This window comes from Lichenicola sp. GTC18331 (genome assembly GCF_055386855.1).
This window is the reverse complement of the sequence record NZ_AP045015.1, coordinates 1,359,413-1,375,407: the sequence shown is the minus strand read 5'-3', so window position 1 is coordinate 1,375,407 and position 15,995 is coordinate 1,359,413. Positions and strand designations below refer to the sequence as shown.

Annotated in this window: 13 protein-coding genes and 1 riboswitch; of the genes, 7 read left to right on the top strand and 6 right to left on the bottom strand. The window is 67.3% G+C overall.

Annotated elements, in window-relative coordinates; genetic code table 11:
* Positions 1-118: 118 nt before the first annotated feature.
* The 5 genes from ACZ5BM_RS06375 to ACZ5BM_RS06355 all read right to left on the bottom strand — a co-directional run bounded on the left by ACZ5BM_RS06375 (position 119) and on the right by ACZ5BM_RS06355 (position 8,936).
* Positions 119-2,296, bottom strand: coding sequence for a TonB-dependent siderophore receptor (locus ACZ5BM_RS06375; RefSeq protein ID WP_498910712.1), 2,178 nt, complete (start codon positions 2,294-2,296; stop codon positions 119-121).
* Positions 2,297-2,406: 110 nt separating this feature from the next.
* Entirely contained in the window at positions 2,407-3,135 is a 729-nt protein-coding gene (locus tag ACZ5BM_RS06370; RefSeq protein WP_498910710.1) for a DUF4386 domain-containing protein, read from the bottom strand.
* Positions 3,132-3,578 carry a DUF6326 family protein gene (locus tag ACZ5BM_RS06365; RefSeq protein ID WP_498910708.1) on the bottom strand — a complete coding sequence of 149 codons (447 nt, stop codon included), beginning with the start codon at positions 3,576-3,578 and terminating at the stop codon, positions 3,132-3,134. The genes ACZ5BM_RS06370 and ACZ5BM_RS06365 overlap by 4 nt, the downstream gene beginning before the upstream one ends.
* Positions 3,579-3,720: 142 nt before the next feature.
* Entirely contained in the window at positions 3,721-5,430 is a 1,710-nt protein-coding gene (locus ACZ5BM_RS06360) for a hypothetical protein (protein WP_498910706.1), read from the bottom strand.
* 113 nt (positions 5,431-5,543) lie between these two features.
* Entirely contained in the window at positions 5,544-8,936 is a 3,393-nt protein-coding gene (locus tag ACZ5BM_RS06355) for a S41 family peptidase (protein WP_498910704.1), read from the bottom strand.
* Here ACZ5BM_RS06355 and ACZ5BM_RS06350 point away from each other — a divergent pair.
* From ACZ5BM_RS06350 to ACZ5BM_RS06340, 3 genes are all read left to right on the top strand, one after another.
* Positions 8,935-9,177: a hypothetical protein gene (locus ACZ5BM_RS06350; RefSeq protein WP_498910702.1), complete on the top strand. Its 243-nt coding sequence runs from the start codon at positions 8,935-8,937 to the stop codon at positions 9,175-9,177. The genes ACZ5BM_RS06355 and ACZ5BM_RS06350 overlap by 2 nt on opposite strands.
* Before the next feature lie 98 nt (positions 9,178-9,275).
* A riboswitch (SAM-I-IV-variant riboswitch) is annotated at positions 9,276-9,383 on the top strand.
* 60 nt (positions 9,384-9,443) lie between these two features.
* Positions 9,444-9,785 carry a hypothetical protein gene (locus tag ACZ5BM_RS06345; protein WP_498910700.1) on the top strand — a complete coding sequence of 114 codons (342 nt, stop codon included), beginning with the start codon at positions 9,444-9,446 and terminating at the stop codon, positions 9,783-9,785.
* A 23-nt stretch (positions 9,786-9,808) separates the two neighbouring features.
* The gene (locus ACZ5BM_RS06340) at positions 9,809-10,822 is read left to right on the top strand and encodes a 1-phosphofructokinase family hexose kinase (RefSeq protein WP_498910698.1); all 1,014 of its coding nucleotides are present in this window, start codon (positions 9,809-9,811) and stop codon (positions 10,820-10,822) included.
* Between the two features lie 10 nt (positions 10,823-10,832).
* Here ACZ5BM_RS06340 and ACZ5BM_RS06335 read toward each other — a convergent pair whose 3' ends face one another.
* The gene (locus ACZ5BM_RS06335; protein ID WP_498910696.1) at positions 10,833-11,357 is read right to left on the bottom strand and encodes a 2'-5' RNA ligase family protein; all 525 of its coding nucleotides are present in this window, start codon (positions 11,355-11,357) and stop codon (positions 10,833-10,835) included.
* A 195-nt stretch (positions 11,358-11,552) separates the two neighbouring features.
* Here ACZ5BM_RS06335 and ACZ5BM_RS06330 point away from each other — a divergent pair, with 195 nt between their 5' ends.
* The 4 genes from ACZ5BM_RS06330 to atpD are packed head-to-tail and all read left to right on the top strand — an operon-like array spanning position 11,553 to position 15,995.
* Positions 11,553-12,083, top strand: coding sequence for a F0F1 ATP synthase subunit delta (locus tag ACZ5BM_RS06330; RefSeq protein WP_498911521.1), 531 nt, complete (start codon positions 11,553-11,555; stop codon positions 12,081-12,083).
* Positions 12,083-13,618 (top strand): F0F1 ATP synthase subunit alpha, encoded by a 1,536-nt coding sequence (atpA, locus tag ACZ5BM_RS06325; protein WP_498910694.1) that lies wholly within the window; start codon positions 12,083-12,085, stop codon positions 13,616-13,618. The genes ACZ5BM_RS06330 and atpA overlap by 1 nt, the downstream gene beginning before the upstream one ends.
* Positions 13,619-13,625: 7 nt before the next feature.
* Entirely contained in the window at positions 13,626-14,507 is an 882-nt protein-coding gene (locus tag ACZ5BM_RS06320; RefSeq protein ID WP_498910692.1) for a F0F1 ATP synthase subunit gamma, read from the top strand.
* Between the two features lie 24 nt (positions 14,508-14,531).
* Positions 14,532-15,995: a F0F1 ATP synthase subunit beta gene (gene atpD, locus ACZ5BM_RS06315; protein ID WP_498910691.1), complete on the top strand. Its 1,464-nt coding sequence runs from the start codon at positions 14,532-14,534 to the stop codon at positions 15,993-15,995.

The following is a 15,995-nucleotide window of genomic DNA, read 5'->3' as shown; positions in this document are numbered from 1 at the left end:
GGAAGAAAGAACCAAAGAACTTCTGTCCGTTTGAAGTACGCGAGCCGCTCCTCCGACCCAAACGGACAGACGTCTTTTTGCTTCTTTTTCTTCAGAAAAAGAAGATTCCCCCTCCGCACTACCAATGATAGCGCACACCCCCCAGAACCGTCCGGCGCGGACCGTAGAAACACCATTGCTGCCCGTAGCACGCACTCAGATAGGTGCGGTCGAACAGGTTCGTCGCATTCACGTAAAGCTGCGCATCCTGCGCGCCGGGCCGGTGCAGCGGCAGCGTGTAGTGCAGCTGCATGTCCACCAGCGTCGTCTGCGAGATGTTCAACGTATTCTCCGCATTGCCGGCGGACGGCCCGATGAAGCGCACGCCGCCGCCGCCGCCGAACCCGGCCAGACGCCCGCGCTGCACGGTATAATCCACCCAGCCCGAAGCGGCATTCTTCGGCACGGCCTGGAACGCGTTGCCCTGCAGGCCGGTGTTGTCGCGCGTGTAGATCGCGTCGAGATAGGTGTAGGCGCCGACGAGATCGAGCCCGGGCAGAGGCGTCGCATGCGCTTCCAGCTCCACGCCGCGTGAACGCCCCTGGCCGGTCTGCACCGTGTTGCGCGGATTCAGCGGATCGGTGGTACTCAGATTGTTCTGCGTGATCTGGAACGCCGCCGCCGTCAGCAACGTGTTCCAGCCCGGCACCTGATATTTCAAACCGACCTCGTACTGCTCGCCCGTGGTCGGCTTGAACCCTTTGCCGTACAGATCGGTGCCCGTCACAGGCTGGAACGATTGCGAATACGAGAAATACGGCGACATCCCGTTGCTGAATTCGTAGAGAATGCCAGCGCGCCCGGTAAACTTGCGATCGAACCGGCTCGATACCGTGCGCAGAAGCCGGTTGTCCGTGTCGGTCCCGGCCAGATCGAAGCGCCCGCCACCCAGGATCACCAGACGCCCCAGCTTGATCTGGTCCTGCGCGTAGAAACCGAGCTGGCCGAAACTCTGCGTGCTGTCCCCATAGACCGGCGGCCGCTTTACCGGCAGATCGTGCACCGGCGCCCAGATATCGATCGGCGGCGCGCCATTGCCGCTGAAATCCCCGGCCAGAACCGTGGCGCTCTGCTGGTTCTGGTAGTCGATCCCGCCCAGGGTCACATGCGCCAGAGGCCCGCTGCGCCAGCTCAGCACCGCCTGGTTGTCCAGCGTGAACGTGTTGGCTCCGGCCACCGAACCGATGATGCCGCGCGACAGCATGGAATTGTCCGGCAAGGTCGCGGTCTGGTAGCCGATACCGGCGGTATAGACGCTGCGATAATCGCCGTTCACCTGCAGCCAGCGGAATTTCTGCCTGACTGAAAAATGCTCGCCGAATCGGTGCGAAAGCTGGTAGCCGATCCCGTACTGGGTGCGGTCGAACTTTTCGAAATTGCTGTCGCCATCATAGAAGGATCGCGGCAACTGCCCACGCGGATTGGCCAGGATCGTGCCCGATAACGGGAACGCGCCGTAATAGCCGCCATACGGATCGCGCTGGTAGAATCCCTGCACCGTCAGCGTGGTGTCGGAATCCGGCACCCAGCTGATCGAGGGCTGCACCAGAACGCGACGCTGCTTCACGTCGTCCACCTGCGCACCGCCATTGCGCACCAGACCGGTCAGCCGATACAGCCAGTGCCCCTGCCGGTCGATCGGCCCGGACAGATCCGCCGTGCCTTGCACCTGCCCGAACGTGCCGCCTTCCACACCGATCTCGTGATACGACGCTGCGGTCGGCAATTTCGAAACCTCGTTGATCAGGCCGGCCGGATTGCTCTGCCCATACAGAACCGAGGCAGGCCCTTTCAGGACCTCGATTCGCTCCACGGCATAGCTGTCGATCTGCGGTGAGATGTAGGTCGCCCCCAGCAGCTTCATGCCGTCGAGATAGGTGTTGTTGATGCTGCCGATGGTGCCGAAACCGCGGAACGAGAACTGGTCGTACTGGTTGCCGGACGAACCGCGCGTCTGCGTGTCGATACCGGCGGTGTAGCGCAGCGCCTCGTTCAGCGTATGCGCATCCTGCTCGGTCAACTGCGCGCGCGGAATCACGGTGACGGATTGCGGCGTCTCGATCAAAGGCGTGTCCGTCTTGGTGCCGGACGACGCGTTGCCCGCCATGAAGCCGCGCTTCTGCCCCACCACCTGAACCTGCTCGGCCCCCTCCGGCCTGATCTCGTCCTCCTGCGACAGGGCAGGGGAAGCGATGGCGGGAATCAGCCCCAGCGCCAGCGCGGCGGCATGCGTCGCCCGTCTCGTGGATGCGGTCATGGATCAGGCCCCCGGAGTGACGGGACCAGAGCTATTGCAAATGAAAACGATTCGCAACTCCCGCGCACAGTTTGTCACGGCAACCGCCCCGGCCCGCGTATCCTCCGCTGCTACGCGGCCGCCCCCCGGCCCGCCCCGCCCGCGACCGGCCCCGCCTTCACCCCACGCGCCACCAGCCAGACAGCCAGAGCCGCCTCGCCCAGCAGCGTCGGGTCCATCAGATGCGGCGACAGCGCCCTTGCCAGACCCGGCGCCGCCAGACCGGACAGGCTGTTCAGCAGATAACAGAACCCGGCCAGCCCCATCAGCGCCCCGATGGCCCGAGGCAAGAACCCGCTTCTCCAGACCAGCCAGCCGAGCAGCGCGCAGTAGCCGCCGAAGAACACCAGACCGACCGCGTAGCCGTCGGCATGCAGCCTCAGGCACAGCAGAGCCGCGGCCTGCCGCTGCGCCAGCCCGAGCGGTACCAGAAACGCCGATCCCCCCAGCAAACGCAGCGGCGCCAGCAACAGAAGCGTGTTCGACGCCAGAACCGCGATGCCCGTCAGGCTGAACACGGCCGCGATCTGCGACACGCCCCGGTCCACCGCCCGGAACAGGTCGTGGAACAGCGCCGTCACGCCGAGATAACAGGCCAGCATCGCCAGATCGGCGACGATGCCGCTCCGGAACAGCGCGGCATGCGCCAGCAGGGCCTGCGCCGTCGCCGCCGCATCGCCGTCCACGATCAAGGCATCGCGCGATCCCAGTTCGGCGAACAGCCCGCAGACGATCGTGCCCAGATACAGCACGCCGGCCAGTCGCGCCCGCCCCGGCGAGGCGACGCCCCGCCCGGTCATCGCACCGCCCCGCGCGGCCAGCGGAACGCGACCACGGCGACGGCCAGGGTCAGCGCCATCTCGATCGCGCCCATCACCTGGTAGAACAATGCGGAACCGGGCAGGCTGACGCCCATGATCGCCGTGTAGACCAGCCCCAGAACGATGCAGCCCCAACGGCACAACACCACCGGCAGCAACAGCGACAACGCCACCATCGCGCTCGGAAGCGCCATCATCAGCGCAACCCCGACCAGCAAGCCCGATCCGGCATGGCCCAGCGGCCCCATCTCGCCCCGGTTCATCTCCAGCACCGTGCCCGGCACGTAGAGACCGAAATAATCGCCGTAGACGTAGCAGAACACCGTCGAAGCCCAGAGCCCGGCCAGCTTCAACCGCGTCGGAACCGGCTCGTCCCGCCAGACCAAGCGCCGCCCCTCCTCAACCCGTGTGGGAACGGCCATCCTATTCCGAAACCGAACCGAAACCAGCCTGTTGCTTCGAGCCGGACACGCGACGCCCATCGCCCCGCATCCGAAACCGATCGCCGCCGCCATCCCGCGACGGAGGCGGCGATCGCCACCCCGCGATCCGGTCCGCCGGCCGCTACGGCGCCCCCACCTCCGGCACCCCATCCGCCACGGCCCTGACGTCGCGCCAGGATGCGGAGGCATTGAAATCCCGCACCCCGATTGCCCCGGTGGCGAAGCGCGCATCGGTGAACACGATCTGCCCCAGCACCGCATCGTCCGCCTTGTCGCGCAAGACCGCCCGGAACGTGGCACCATGCGCGGACACGGCCAGGTTGTACCAGTGCCCGGTCACGAGAGGCTTGGTCGGCGCAGAAGCGAGCCCGCTCCAGCCGCCATCCTCGCGCCCGCCGAACAGGACGCCGGTCGCCGAATTGATGCCGATGAAATACCCCTCGAGCGCATCGGCGCCGATGCCAGGCTTCGAGGCGCGCACCAGCACACCCGCCTGGCCAGGCTGGTTCAACCGGATGTCGCTGGACAGAACGATGTTCCGCCACCCGGTCTGTCCCGCGATCGCCTTCGAGCCCGGCCCGCCCGCATCGGTGTAGACACCGGCGCTCGCCTCGCGCGACACGCGCCACGCACCGCCGAAATCCAGCCAGCCCTCATCCGCACCCTGGCCGAACGGATCTCGATACGGCAGCACACCGGCATTGGCGCTGGCGGTCAGGACGAAGGGCCGGTTGCCGCCGGTCTGGCGCATCCGCATCCCGTCCGGAGACGGCAGCAGGCAGGCGCTGTACTGCCGGTGCGCGGGCAGATACGGGCGCGGCGCCCATTGCCACGCATCCGGCCGGAAATCCGGGCTCTGGTTGATCAGCATCACCGCGGAGGGCGCGTTCGCGCTGTATTCCGAGATCATGGTCAGGCGCCCGTTGCGCCCGCCGACCGGCGACCACACCAGATACGGATTGTTGGCCGGATCCTGCCCGTCGCGCGCCGACACGGCATCGCCCAGACCCTCCGGCCAGGAAACGCCATCCGGCGAGAATTTGGTATGTACGGGGCAATTCGCCACGCGCAGGCTCGAACACACCTCGAACGACGCCATGTAGCCGCGACCGGGAATATGCGCGATCGTGACCATGCCGGGCCGGTCCGTCGGCGAGCCGGATGCCAGATCGATCTCGTGCGCGGTGTCGAACCGGTTCGTCGTCTCGTCGAACACGTAGCCGCCGAGGAACTGCGAATACCGGTCGTGCTGCCGCTCGTCGGAAAGATACATCACCAGCCGGCCGGCCGCGTCCAGAAACAGGAACGGCTCCCACACGCCGCGCTTGTCCCCGTCGCCCTTGGTCACCAGCGACTGCTCCTGCCAGGAGCTGCCCTCGTCGGCGCTGCTGAACAGGAAGATCTGCGTGCGCGGCTTGTCGGACGAGTTCTCCGCCAGAAGGATCGTGCCCTCGGGGTATTTCCCGATCCGCTTCGGCAGTTCCAGCAGGAAAGGCTGCCACATGGTCGGCCAGCGATTCGGCTCGGGAATGGTCGCTGCCGTGCTCCACGTCGCGCCGTCATCGGTGCTGCGGCGGATCACCAGGGAGCCGGGCGAACCGTCCAGCATGGTGTGCTCGAACGTCGCCAGCAACGTGCCGTTCGTACGCCCCGCATGCGCGAGACGGATCACGCGCGGATACTCGATGCCCTCGTTCCGCTTGTAGGGCCCGTAGAGCGGATCGCCGGGCGCATCCGCGAAAGCGGCCGGACTGGCCGAAAGGAAACAGAAGGCGGTCAGCGCCGCCTTCCATCTGCGTGTCGTCGTTTTCTGGCTCGATGCCGCGATCATGAAGCGTGACCTCCCACGCCACCATCGCTCGAGCCGGCGAAACCGTGTGTTTCGGACTGAATCGATCCGTTCGCAGGCCGTCGGGTGCGGAGCGAACCCCGCACCCCGCCGCGTCAGTGCATCGGCGGCACGACACCATCCGCCGGATAGGCCGGCATCGCCGGCGGCGGCAGGACCGTCTTGTGCGGATGCGCGTTGAGCTGATCCACCAGCACCTTCACACCCGTTTCCAGCTGGATGTCGTGGTCGGTCAGGAACTCGCTCGGCGTATCCTCGACCACCACGTCCGGATCGACGCCGTGGTTCTCGATCGCCCACTTGCCGTCGAGACCGTAGAGCGCGTCTTCGGAAATCGTGATCGAGCCCCCATCCAGCAGCCCCCAGTTGCCGCGAATGCCGCGCACGCCGCCCCAGGTGCGCGTGCCGATCAGCTTGCCCAGCCCGTATTTGCGGAAATAGTACGGGAAGATGTCGCCGTCCGACGCCGAATAATGGTTCATCAGAACCGCCTTCGGCCCGTCCACCACCTCCTGCGGCGTGGTCGACGCCATGCCCTCGCGATTGGTGCTCATCCCCACCAGAACGCGGCGCAGACGCTCCAGCACGATCTGGTCGATGAAGCCGCCATTGTTGTAGCGGTCGTCGATCAGCAGCGCCTGCTTGTCGAGCTGCGAATAGAACTGGCGGATGAACTGCTCCATCCCCAGGCTTTCCATGTCGCTCAGATAGATATAGCCGACACGGCCGCCCGAAAGCTGGTTCACCTTCTCGCGGTTATGGTCGATCCAGTACTGCTCGCGCACGGCCAGCTCGTTCGGGATCGGGTTCACCGTCACGTCGCGGCGCGGCCCGGTGGTGGAATGCGCCACGGTGAGGGTAATCGGCCCGGTCAGACCCACGAACAGGCTGAACGGATCGGTCGGCGCCTTCAGCTCCACACCGTTCACCGCCAGCAGATAATCGCCGGCATGCACGTTCACGCCCGGCTCCGTCAGAGGGCTGCGATACTCCTTCCGGCTGTTGTCGCCAGGATAGATGCGCGCGAAGCGATACCGTCCGGTCGCGCTGTCGAGCGCGTAATCCACACCCAGAAGCGGCGTCGGCACCTGCTCGGTCTTGTCGTTGTCGTCGCCGTTGTTGGAATAGGTATGCGAATTGCCGAGCTCGCCCTGCACCTCGCCGATCAGCCAGGTCAGATCGGCACGCGATCCCAGCAGAGGCAGAAGCTTGCCGTAGCGCTCCCGCACCTTGTTCCAGTCGTCGCCGTTCATCGACGCGTTGTAGAAAAGATCGCGATCCAGGCGCCAGGCGTTGTTGAACATCTCCGCCCATTCCTCGCGCGGATCGATCCGCGAGCGCATGTCCGCGGTCGGCAGCGTCTTGTCGTCGCCATGGCCCGGCTTCGCGTCGGCGATGTGCCAATCCTTGTCCTGCTTGAATAGAACACGCTTGCCGTCGCGCGACAGAACATAGGACGACAACCCGTCCACCACCGTCTCGTCCTTGCGCGCGGTCAGATCATAGGCATGCAGTACCGCCTTCTCGCCCGGAACCTGGCCTTCGATCAGCGGAATCCCGGAGGTCTGGTAGAACACGGTGTTGCCGCGCACATCCATCGCGTCGATATGCGCCGGCGGGATCGGCAACGGCACCGCCCGCTCGATCAAACCGTCGACATCGATATGCAGCACGCCGGCATTGGGATTGCGCGAATCCGCCGACGCATCGTGATGCGAGGCCGACGCATCCGCCGCCTTCTTCCCAGGCCCGGCATCGCCGGACGCGGCAGGCGTCACCGCCCCCTCGTCCGAACGCGGCGCGAACGGAGACGGCGTGTCCGCCTGCAACGTCGCCAGATAGATGCCGCTCGACTTCACCGTGGCAATGTTGAACTCGCTGTCCGAGAACGCCGGCAATTCGTGACGTTCCGAGATGAACGCGAGATACTTGCCGTCCGGCGTGAAGGCGGGATCGTGGTCGCTGTTCTCCGGACGGCTGATCACGCGATCCTGGCTCACAGCGATCTCGTAGAGATGCAGCTCCCTGCGGCTGTGATCGCGCGTGGTGCTGAACGACAGCCACTTGCTGTCCGGCGAGAACGTGACGTCGTGGATCTCGTTGATCGGATCCTTCGCCACCAGACGCGCCTCGCCGCCACTCGCGGGGATCAGCCACAGATTGTGGTTCGCATCCGGCACGGCCAGCAGCTTTCCGTCCGGCGACCAGACCGGCGTGTAGAAGAACCCGGTCGGGAACCGCGTCAGCAGCTTCTCCGGCCCGCCCTCGGCCGGACGCACAGCGATCTGCTGGTTGCCGCTGCCGTCGGTGGTGTAGGCGATCTCGGTGCCGTCCGGAGACCAGGACGGATGGTCCTCGTCCGCATCCGACGTGCGGGTGATGTTGCGGATCGCCCCATGCTCCGCCGGCACGGTCACGATGTCGCCGCGCGCGGAGAACGCCGCACGCTCGCCGTTCGGCGAGATCGCGTAATCCACGTCGCCCGCCGTGTCGGTGTCCCGGATCGCGTCGCCCACCTTCACCCAGCGCGGCTGGATGCGCGTGCCGTCATCGGGAACCGACACCTCGACCTGATGCAGCTGCTCCGACGGCAGATCGATCCGCCACAGCTTGCCGCCTTGCTGGAAGCTGATCGCGTTGTCGCCATAGGACGGGAAATCCACGTCGTAGTCGCCGAAATGCGTGACCTCGGCGAACTGCTTCGTGTCCAGGTCGTAGCGCCAGATGTTGGCGCGACGGTTGCTGTCCCGATCGGACAGAAAATAGATCCGGCGCCCCACCCACATCGGCTGTGTGTCGGTGCCCTTCCAGTCCGTGATCCGCACCGGCGCCTTGCCGGAGAAATCATAGGTGTAGATGTCCGACGCCCGCCCGCCATCGTAACGCTTCCAGGTGCGGAAATCGCGGAAGATGCTGCTGTACGTGATGCTCTTGCCATCCGGGCTGTACGTCAGGAACCCGGCCCGGTTGATCGGCAGACGCTGCGGCAACCCGCCCGTCACCGGAACCGTGAACAGCTCCTGCACCGACGGATTCCAGCTCTCCGCACGCGACATGAACACGACGTTCTTCGAATCCGGCGTCCAGGTCACCACCATGTTGTTGGGGCCCCAGCGCGTCGGCGCCTTCGCCACCACGTCGGAATGGAACGTCAGACGCTTCGCCTCGCCGCCCGTGGACGGAATCACGTAGACGTCCTGGTTGCCCTGGTCCGTCGCCGTGTAGGCGATCCATTTCCCGTCTGGCGAGAAGCGCGGCAGCAGGTCCTGCCCGTCATCCGCCGTCAAACGCGTCGCGGTGCCGCCGGCATAGGGCACGGTCCAAAGATTGCCGTCCGCCACGAACACGATGCGCCCGCCCTGCGTGTTCGGATAGCGCATCAGGGTCGGGGCAGGGGCGGCCTGCGCGGGCGTGGGCGCACCGGACAGGGCGGTGCCGCACAACAAGGCGACAGCCAGCGCGGCCCCCGACCGAAAGAACTGAGCCATGCTCGGGATCATCCTGCTTCGAAAAAACTCGGGCGGGATGGGAACCGTTGCCGTTCCGCGGGTCAAGGCCGCGCCGCCCGAAGACCCGCCGCTTTCCCGCCCGCAGCCGCACGGGCACGACCCCTGCATCCAACCCGGTCCGCGCCGGCCGACCCCGCATCGCCGCGTGTCCGCGCGCCGCGAACCGCCGATCGCGCCGCGCGCCGCGCCGATCCGGTCGTCATCGAAGCGGAACGATTAAATGTTCGCTCATCTGCCGCCCGCATCCCCTCCGCCCCTCCCGGCGCCACCCCGCGCGATTTCTCCGCTTGCAGCCCCCGGCCTCCCCCTGTAAGACCCGCACTGCATCAGGAGTTGGGTTCGTCCCCAACGCCAACCTGCCGGTCCCGGCAAGGTGGCGTCCCGAAACGGGAGATGCGGCCGCTTCCGGCAACCAACGGGAACACGCCGCTCCATCTCTGCGTCGCCGGGAACGAACCCGCTCCACACGCCTGGAGTCCGGTTCCCGTGTTCGACGCCCTTTGTTTCGCCCATCCCGTGCAGGACGATGCCGCGCTGCTGCGCCGCCTCCGAATGCCGATCGCGGTGAAGCCGGGCGACACCACGCGCTTTCTCGGTCTCGGACACACCCCGCACCTCAACCGCATGCGTCCCTGCGGCTGGCATCTCGCCGTGCATCGCACCCCAGGGGACAAACCCTGGACACATCTGTACAAGGTGCTCCCGGAAGGGGACGGCGCCGTGCTGGTGCTCCTGCACGCGACGCTGGAAGGCGATTGCGCGCAGACGCCGGAGCGGTTTTCGGGCTGGCCTCTTCCCGTCGACGCCCGAGGCTGCGAGGCTGGGTGAAAATCCCCGGGAAGGACGTTGCCATGACCGCCCCAGCTTCTGGTTCCGCCACCCCCGCTCCGGCGGGACCGTCCATCGTGACGGTGACGCTGAACCCGGCGATCGATCACACCATCCGCCTGGACGAGCTGGTGCCCGGAACCGTGCTGCGCGCGCGCTCCTCGGTCCGTCAGGCCGGCGGCAAGGGCGTCAACGTCGCCGGATGCCTCGCCGACTGGCGCCGCCCGGAAGACCCGCCGATCGTCGCCACCGGCCTCGTCGGCGGCTCCAACGCCGCCACCTTCGAGGACTTCCTCGCCTCCAAGGGCATCATCGACCGCTTCGTCCGCATCCCCGGCCACACCCGCAACAACATCAAACTGCTGGACGAGGCCGCAGGCGACACCACGGACATCAACCTCCCCGGCCTCACCCCGCTGCCGGTCCACATGGCCCAGCTCCGCGCCGTGGTCGCCAGCGAAACCGTGCCCGGCGGAATCGTCGTGCTGTCCGGCTCGCTCCCGCCCGGCGTGCCCGCGAACGGCTATGTCGATATGCTCGCCTCGCTCAAGCGCGACGGCGCGCGCGTCATCCTCGACACCGCCGGCCCGCCGCTGCGCGAAGCCCTGGCCGGCCCCGCCGATTCGATGCCCTGGGCGATCAAGCCCAATCAGGAAGAACTCGAGGACGTGGTCGGCGAAAGCTTCTCCGACATCAACCACATGATCCGGGCCGCACGCTCCATCTGCCGGCGCGGAGTCGGCCTCGTGGTCGTCTCGCGCGGCGCCGAAGGCGCACTCTACGTCAGCGAACGCGCCGTGCTTCTCGGCCTCGCCCCCGTGCTCGCCGTCGGCGTCTCCGTCGGCGCGGGCGACGCGCTGGTCGCCGGCCTGGTCGCCGCCCTCGCCGAGGACGCGGAACCGGAACACGTCGCCCGCCTCTCCCTCGCCTTCGCCGCCGCCAAGCTCTCCCAGCTCGGCCCGCATCTGCCCAACCGCGAGGCCGTGCTGTCCCGCATGGACGGAATCCAGATCGAACGGCGCGAGGTCGCCGGCTAGGGGAGGGGGCTCACCCCTCCCGCACCGCCAGCTCCAGCACCGACAGCGCCTCCCACGGCCCGCCCAGATAGCGCCACAGCCGGATCGCCACACCCTCGGTCTCGAACGGCACGAACCCCGCGCTCAGCCGCGCCAGCAGCGCCTTCGCCACCGCCGGCTCCACCTTGTTCTGCACCGTCACATGCGGCCGGAACGGCTGCCGGTCCTGCGGCGTCAGCCAGAGCGCCCAGTCCGCCGCCAGCGCCGCCCGGATCTGCGCGAGCCCCGGCGAATGCAGCCTGAACCCCACGCCACGCCCCATCGGATACGGCGCATCGACCCGCACGGCCGGACGCACCGCCAGCCCGTCCTTTTCCAGCCTCTCCAGCCGCTTCTGGATCTGCCCGCGCTCCTCGCCCGGCAGCGCATGGAACAACGACACATGCGCCGGCACCACGTTGCGCTCGGGCGGGAAATGCCGGTCGCGCAGCGCCTGGAACAGCGTCTGCGCCGGCTCCCCCAGCGTCAGCGTCAGCAACAACGGCGCACGCGCCACACCCGCAGGAGGCGTCGCGCAATCCGTTACGGTTCCGTCTGCGTGTTGCGTGGTGATTTACCCCATGGTAGACGCGCCGCAACGATCAGGGCGGCCAATAATCCGCATGAAGCGAAGGGACGCGCAAGAGTGACTCCGGGCAGCACCCCAGCGTTCCAGTTCGGCCAGGACGCGGCAACCGTTCCGCCCGGCGGCGTGGCGCGACGCTACGCCACCGCGCTCTACGAGCTGGCCGACGAACGACGCGCGCTGGACGAGGCGGTGGATCAGGCCGACGCCCTCGCACGCCTGATCGACGAAAGCGCCCCGCTCCGCGCCGTGCTGTCCAACCCGGTGCTCGACAACAAGGCGGCCCGCAAGGCGGTCGACGCCGTGCTGGCCGGACAGGGCTTCGGCGACCTCGTGCGCCGCTTCGCCGCCGTGGTGGTCGCCAATCGCCGCCAGAGCCATCTGCGCGACATCCTGCGCGCCTTCGCCGCCATGGTCGCCGAGCGACGCGGCATCGTGGTGGCCAGCGTGTCCAGCGCCCATCCGCTGTCGGACCTCCAGCGCACACAGCTTCAGGCGCGCCTGGCCGATGCCGGCTACGGTCGCGTCAACATCCAGGAGCGGGTCGATCCCGCTCTGCTCGGCGGACTGGTCGTGCGCGTCGGCGCACGGCTCTACGACGCTAGCCTCAAATCCCGCCTCGCACGCCTGCAGTACGCCATGAAGGGAGCCGCGTGATGGATATCCGTCCCGCCGAGATTTCGGACATCCTCAAGCAGCAGATCGCATCCTTCGACACCGAAAGCGACATCGCCGAAACCGGCACCGTCCTTTCGGTCGGCGACGGCATCGCCCGCGCCTACGGCCTGCAGAACGTCATGTCCGGCGAGATGGTGGAATTCCCCTCCGCCGGCGTGCGCGGCATGGCGCTCAACCTCGAAAGCGACAATGTCGGCATCGTGGTGTTCGGCGACGACCGCGCCATCCGTGAAGGCGACACCGTCGCACGCACCGGAACCGTGGTGGACGTGCCGGTCGGACGCGGCCTGCTCGGCCGCGTGGTGGACGGCCTCGGCAACCCGATCGACGGCAAGGGCCCGCTGGTCGACGTCGAGCGCCGCCGCGCAGAGGTGAAGGCGCCGGGCATCATGCCGCGCCAGAGCGTGTCCGAGCCGATGCAGACCGGCATCAAGTCGATCGACAGCCTGGTGCCGATCGGGCGCGGACAGCGCGAGCTCATCATCGGCGACCGCCAGACCGGCAAGACCGCCATCGTGCTCGACAGCTTCATCGCCCAGAAGCCGGTGAACGCCCTCGGCGACGACAAGAAGAGCATGTACTGCATCTACGTCGCGGTGGGGCAGAAGCGCTCCACGGTCGCGCAGATCGTCCGCACGCTCGAAGAGAACGGCGCGATGGAATACTCCATCGTGGTCGCAGCCACCGCCTCCGATCCGGCGCCGATGCAGTATCTGGCCCCGTATACCGGCGCCGCCATGGGCGAGTTCTTCCGCGACAACGGCATGCACGCCCTGATCGCGTATGACGACCTCTCCAAGCAGGCCGTCGCCTATCGCCAGATGTCGCTGCTGCTGCGCCGTCCGCCGGCACGCGAAGCCTATCCGGGCGACGTGTTCTACCTGCACTCCCGCCTGCTGGAGCGTGCGGCGAAGATGTCCGACGCGTTCGGCGCCGGCTCCCTCACCGCCCTGCCGGTGATCGAGACCCAGGCCGGCGACGTGTCGGCCTATATCCCGACCAACGTCATCTCCATCACCGACGGCCAGATCTTCCTGGAGACCGAACTGTTCTTCAAGGGCATCCGCCCGGCGGTGAACGTCGGCGGCTCCGTGTCCCGCGTCGGTTCGGCCGCCCAGATCAAGGCGATGAAGCAGGTCGCCGGCAAGATCAAGCTGGAGCTGGCGCAGTATCGCGAGATGGCGGCCTTCTCCCAGTTCGCCTCCGATCTCGACGCCGCCACCCAGAAGCAGCTCGCACGCGGCGCACGCCTCACCGAGCTGCTGAAGCAGCCGCAGAACACCCCGTACCCGGTGCAGGAGCAGGTGGCGGTCCTGTTCGCCGGCACGCGCGGCTTCCTGGACAAGGTGCCGGTGGACAAGGTCACCAAGTTCGAGAAGCAGATGCTGATCGAGCTGCGCTCCAACGGCGACGGCATCCTCGACGCGATCCGCGACCAGCGCGAGATCAAGAAGGACACCGAAGAGAAGCTGACGAAGTTCCTCACCGACTTCGCCCGCCGCTTCGAAGGCTGAGGCTTCGATGCCGTCGCTGAAGGACCTCAAGGCGCGGATCACGAGCGTCAAGTCGACGCGCAAGATCACCAGCGCCATGAAGATGGTCGCGGCCGCCAAGCTGCGCCGCGCGCAGACGCGCGCGGAAGCGGCGCGCCCCTACGCGGAAAGCATGCAGCGCATGCTGGCCGAGCTGGCCCGCAACATGGCCGGCCGCGACGGCGCGCCCAAGCTGCTGGCCGGCAACGGCCGGGACCGCACCCACCTGATCGTGTCCGTCACCAGCGATCGCGGTCTGGCAGGCGGCTTCAACTCCAATATCGGCCGCGCCACGCGCCGGCTGATCCTGCGCCTCCGGGGCGAAGGCAAGACGGTCCGCCTGCTGCCGGTCGGCCGCAAGGGCGCCGACTTCCTGCAGCGCGAATTCCGCGGCGACATCGTCGATCGCGTTCCCGGCTCCGCCGGCAAGGACGTGGCCTTCGCCGCCGCGCAGGAACTGGCCGACCGCATCGCCCTCATGGTGGAGCGCGACGAGGTCGACGTGGTGACGCTGGTGTTCAACCGCTTCAACAACGTCATGTCCCAGACCCCGACCGAGCTTCAGCTCGTGCCGCTGGCCCTGCCGTCCAACGACAACGAGCTGGGCGACAGCGACGCGTCCTACGAGTTCGAGCCGGACGAGGAAACCATTCTGGCCCGGCTGCTGCCGCGCAACCTGGCGATCCAGCTCTACCGCGCGATGCTGGAAAGCGCAGCGGGCGAGCAGGGCGCGCGCATGACCGCCATGGACAGCGCCACGCGGAACGCCGGCAAGGCGATCGACCGTCTGACGCAGACCTACAACCGCACCCGCCAGGCCAACATCACCAAGGAACTCATCGAGATCATCTCCGGCGCCGAAGCCGTCTGATCCCGTTTCCCAGGAGCTGAATCCATGTCCACCACGCTCGAGGCTCCTGCTGTGAACCAGGGCCGCAACATCGTCGGACGCGTCACCCAGGTGAAGGGCGCCGTGGTCGATGTGCAGTTCGAAGGCGAGCTGCCCTTCATCCAGAACGCGCTCACCTGCAAGGTCGGCGACATGACCCTGGTGCTCGAAGTGGCCCAGGAGATCGGCGAGCGCGAAGTGCGCTGCATCGCCATGGACACCACCGACGGCCTGGTGCGCGGCGCCGAGGTGCAGGACACCGGCGCGCCGATCCAGGTGCCGGTCGGCCCGGGCACGCTCGGACGCATCCTCAACGTCATCGGCGAGCCGATCGACGAGCGCGGCCCGGTGCCCGCCACGAAATACTACCCGATCCACCGCGACGCGCCGTCCTTCGAGGACCAGGCCGCCTCGTCCGAGATCCTCGTCACCGGCATCAAGGTCGTCGACCTGCTCTGCCCGTACCTCAAGGGCGGCAAGATCGGCCTGTTCGGCGGCGCGGGCGTCGGCAAGACCGTGCTGATCCAGGAACTGATCAACAACATCGCCAAGGCGCATGGCGGCGTGTCCGTGTTCGCGGGCGTCGGCGAGCGCACCCGTGAAGGCAACGATCTCTACTACGAGATGATCGACGCCGGCGTGATCAAGCTGAACGAGGACAACACCGAGGGCTCCAAGGTGGCGCTGGTCTACGGCCAGATGAACGAGCCGCCGGGCGCCCGCGCCCGCGTCGCGCTGAGCGGCCTGTCCGTCGCGGAATATTTCCGCGACGAGGAAGGCCAGGACGTGCTGTTCTTCGTGGACAACATCTTCCGCTTCACCCAGGCCGGCTCCGAAGTGTCCGCCCTGCTGGGCCGCATCCCGTCCGCGGTGGGCTACCAGCCGACGCTGGCCACCGACATGGGCGCGCTGCAGGAACGCATCACCTCCACCAAGAAGGGCTCCATCACCTCGGTGCAGGCCATCTACGTTCCGGCCGACGACCTCACCGACCCGGCGCCCGCCACCTCCTTCGCCCATCTGGACGCGACCACGGTGCTGAACCGCTCGATCGCCGAGCTGGGCATCTATCCGGCGGTCGATCCGCTCGACTCCACCTCGCGTTCGCTCGACCCGGCCATCGTCGGCGAAGAGCACTATCAGGTGGCGCGCGACGTGCAGCGCATCCTGCAGACCTACAAGTCGCTGCAGGACATCATCGCCATTCTCGGCATGGACGAGCTGTCGGAAGACGACAAGCTGGTGGTCGCGCGCGCCCGCCGCATCCAGCGCTTCCTGTCTCAGCCGTTCCACGTGGCCGAAGTCTTCACCGGCGCCCCCGGCAAGCTGGTGTCGATCGAGGACACGGTGCGCTCCTTCAAGGCGATCGTCGCCGGCGAGCATGACGACCTGCCGGAAGGCGCGTTCTACATGGTCGGCTCCATCGACGAAGCGATCGAGAAGGCCCGCACCATGAAAGAGCAGGGCTAA

Bases quoted from the DNA above. Each gene is read 5' to 3' on its own strand.
- ACZ5BM_RS06375 (WP_498910712.1), bottom strand. From the start codon at position 2,296: ATGACCGCATCCACGAGACGGGCGACGCATGCCGCCGCGCTGGCGCTG.
- ACZ5BM_RS06370 (WP_498910710.1), bottom strand. From the start codon at position 3,135: ATGACCGGGCGGGGCGTCGCCTCGCCGGGGCGGGCGCGACTGGCCGGC.
- ACZ5BM_RS06365 (WP_498910708.1), bottom strand. From the start codon at position 3,578: ATGGCCGTTCCCACACGGGTTGAGGAGGGGCGGCGCTTGGTCTGGCGG.
- ACZ5BM_RS06360 (WP_498910706.1), bottom strand. From the start codon at position 5,430: ATGATCGCGGCATCGAGCCAGAAAACGACGACACGCAGATGGAAGGCG.
- ACZ5BM_RS06350 (WP_498910702.1), top strand. From the start codon at position 8,935: ATGCTCGGGATCATCCTGCTTCGAAAAAACTCGGGCGGGATGGGAACC.
- ACZ5BM_RS06355 (WP_498910704.1), bottom strand. From the start codon at position 8,936: ATGGCTCAGTTCTTTCGGTCGGGGGCCGCGCTGGCTGTCGCCTTGTTG.
- ACZ5BM_RS06340 (WP_498910698.1), top strand. From the start codon at position 9,809: ATGACCGCCCCAGCTTCTGGTTCCGCCACCCCCGCTCCGGCGGGACCG.
- atpA (WP_498910694.1), top strand. From the start codon at position 12,083: ATGGATATCCGTCCCGCCGAGATTTCGGACATCCTCAAGCAGCAGATC.
- ACZ5BM_RS06320 (WP_498910692.1), top strand. From the start codon at position 13,626: ATGCCGTCGCTGAAGGACCTCAAGGCGCGGATCACGAGCGTCAAGTCG.
- atpD (WP_498910691.1), top strand. From the start codon at position 14,532: ATGTCCACCACGCTCGAGGCTCCTGCTGTGAACCAGGGCCGCAACATC.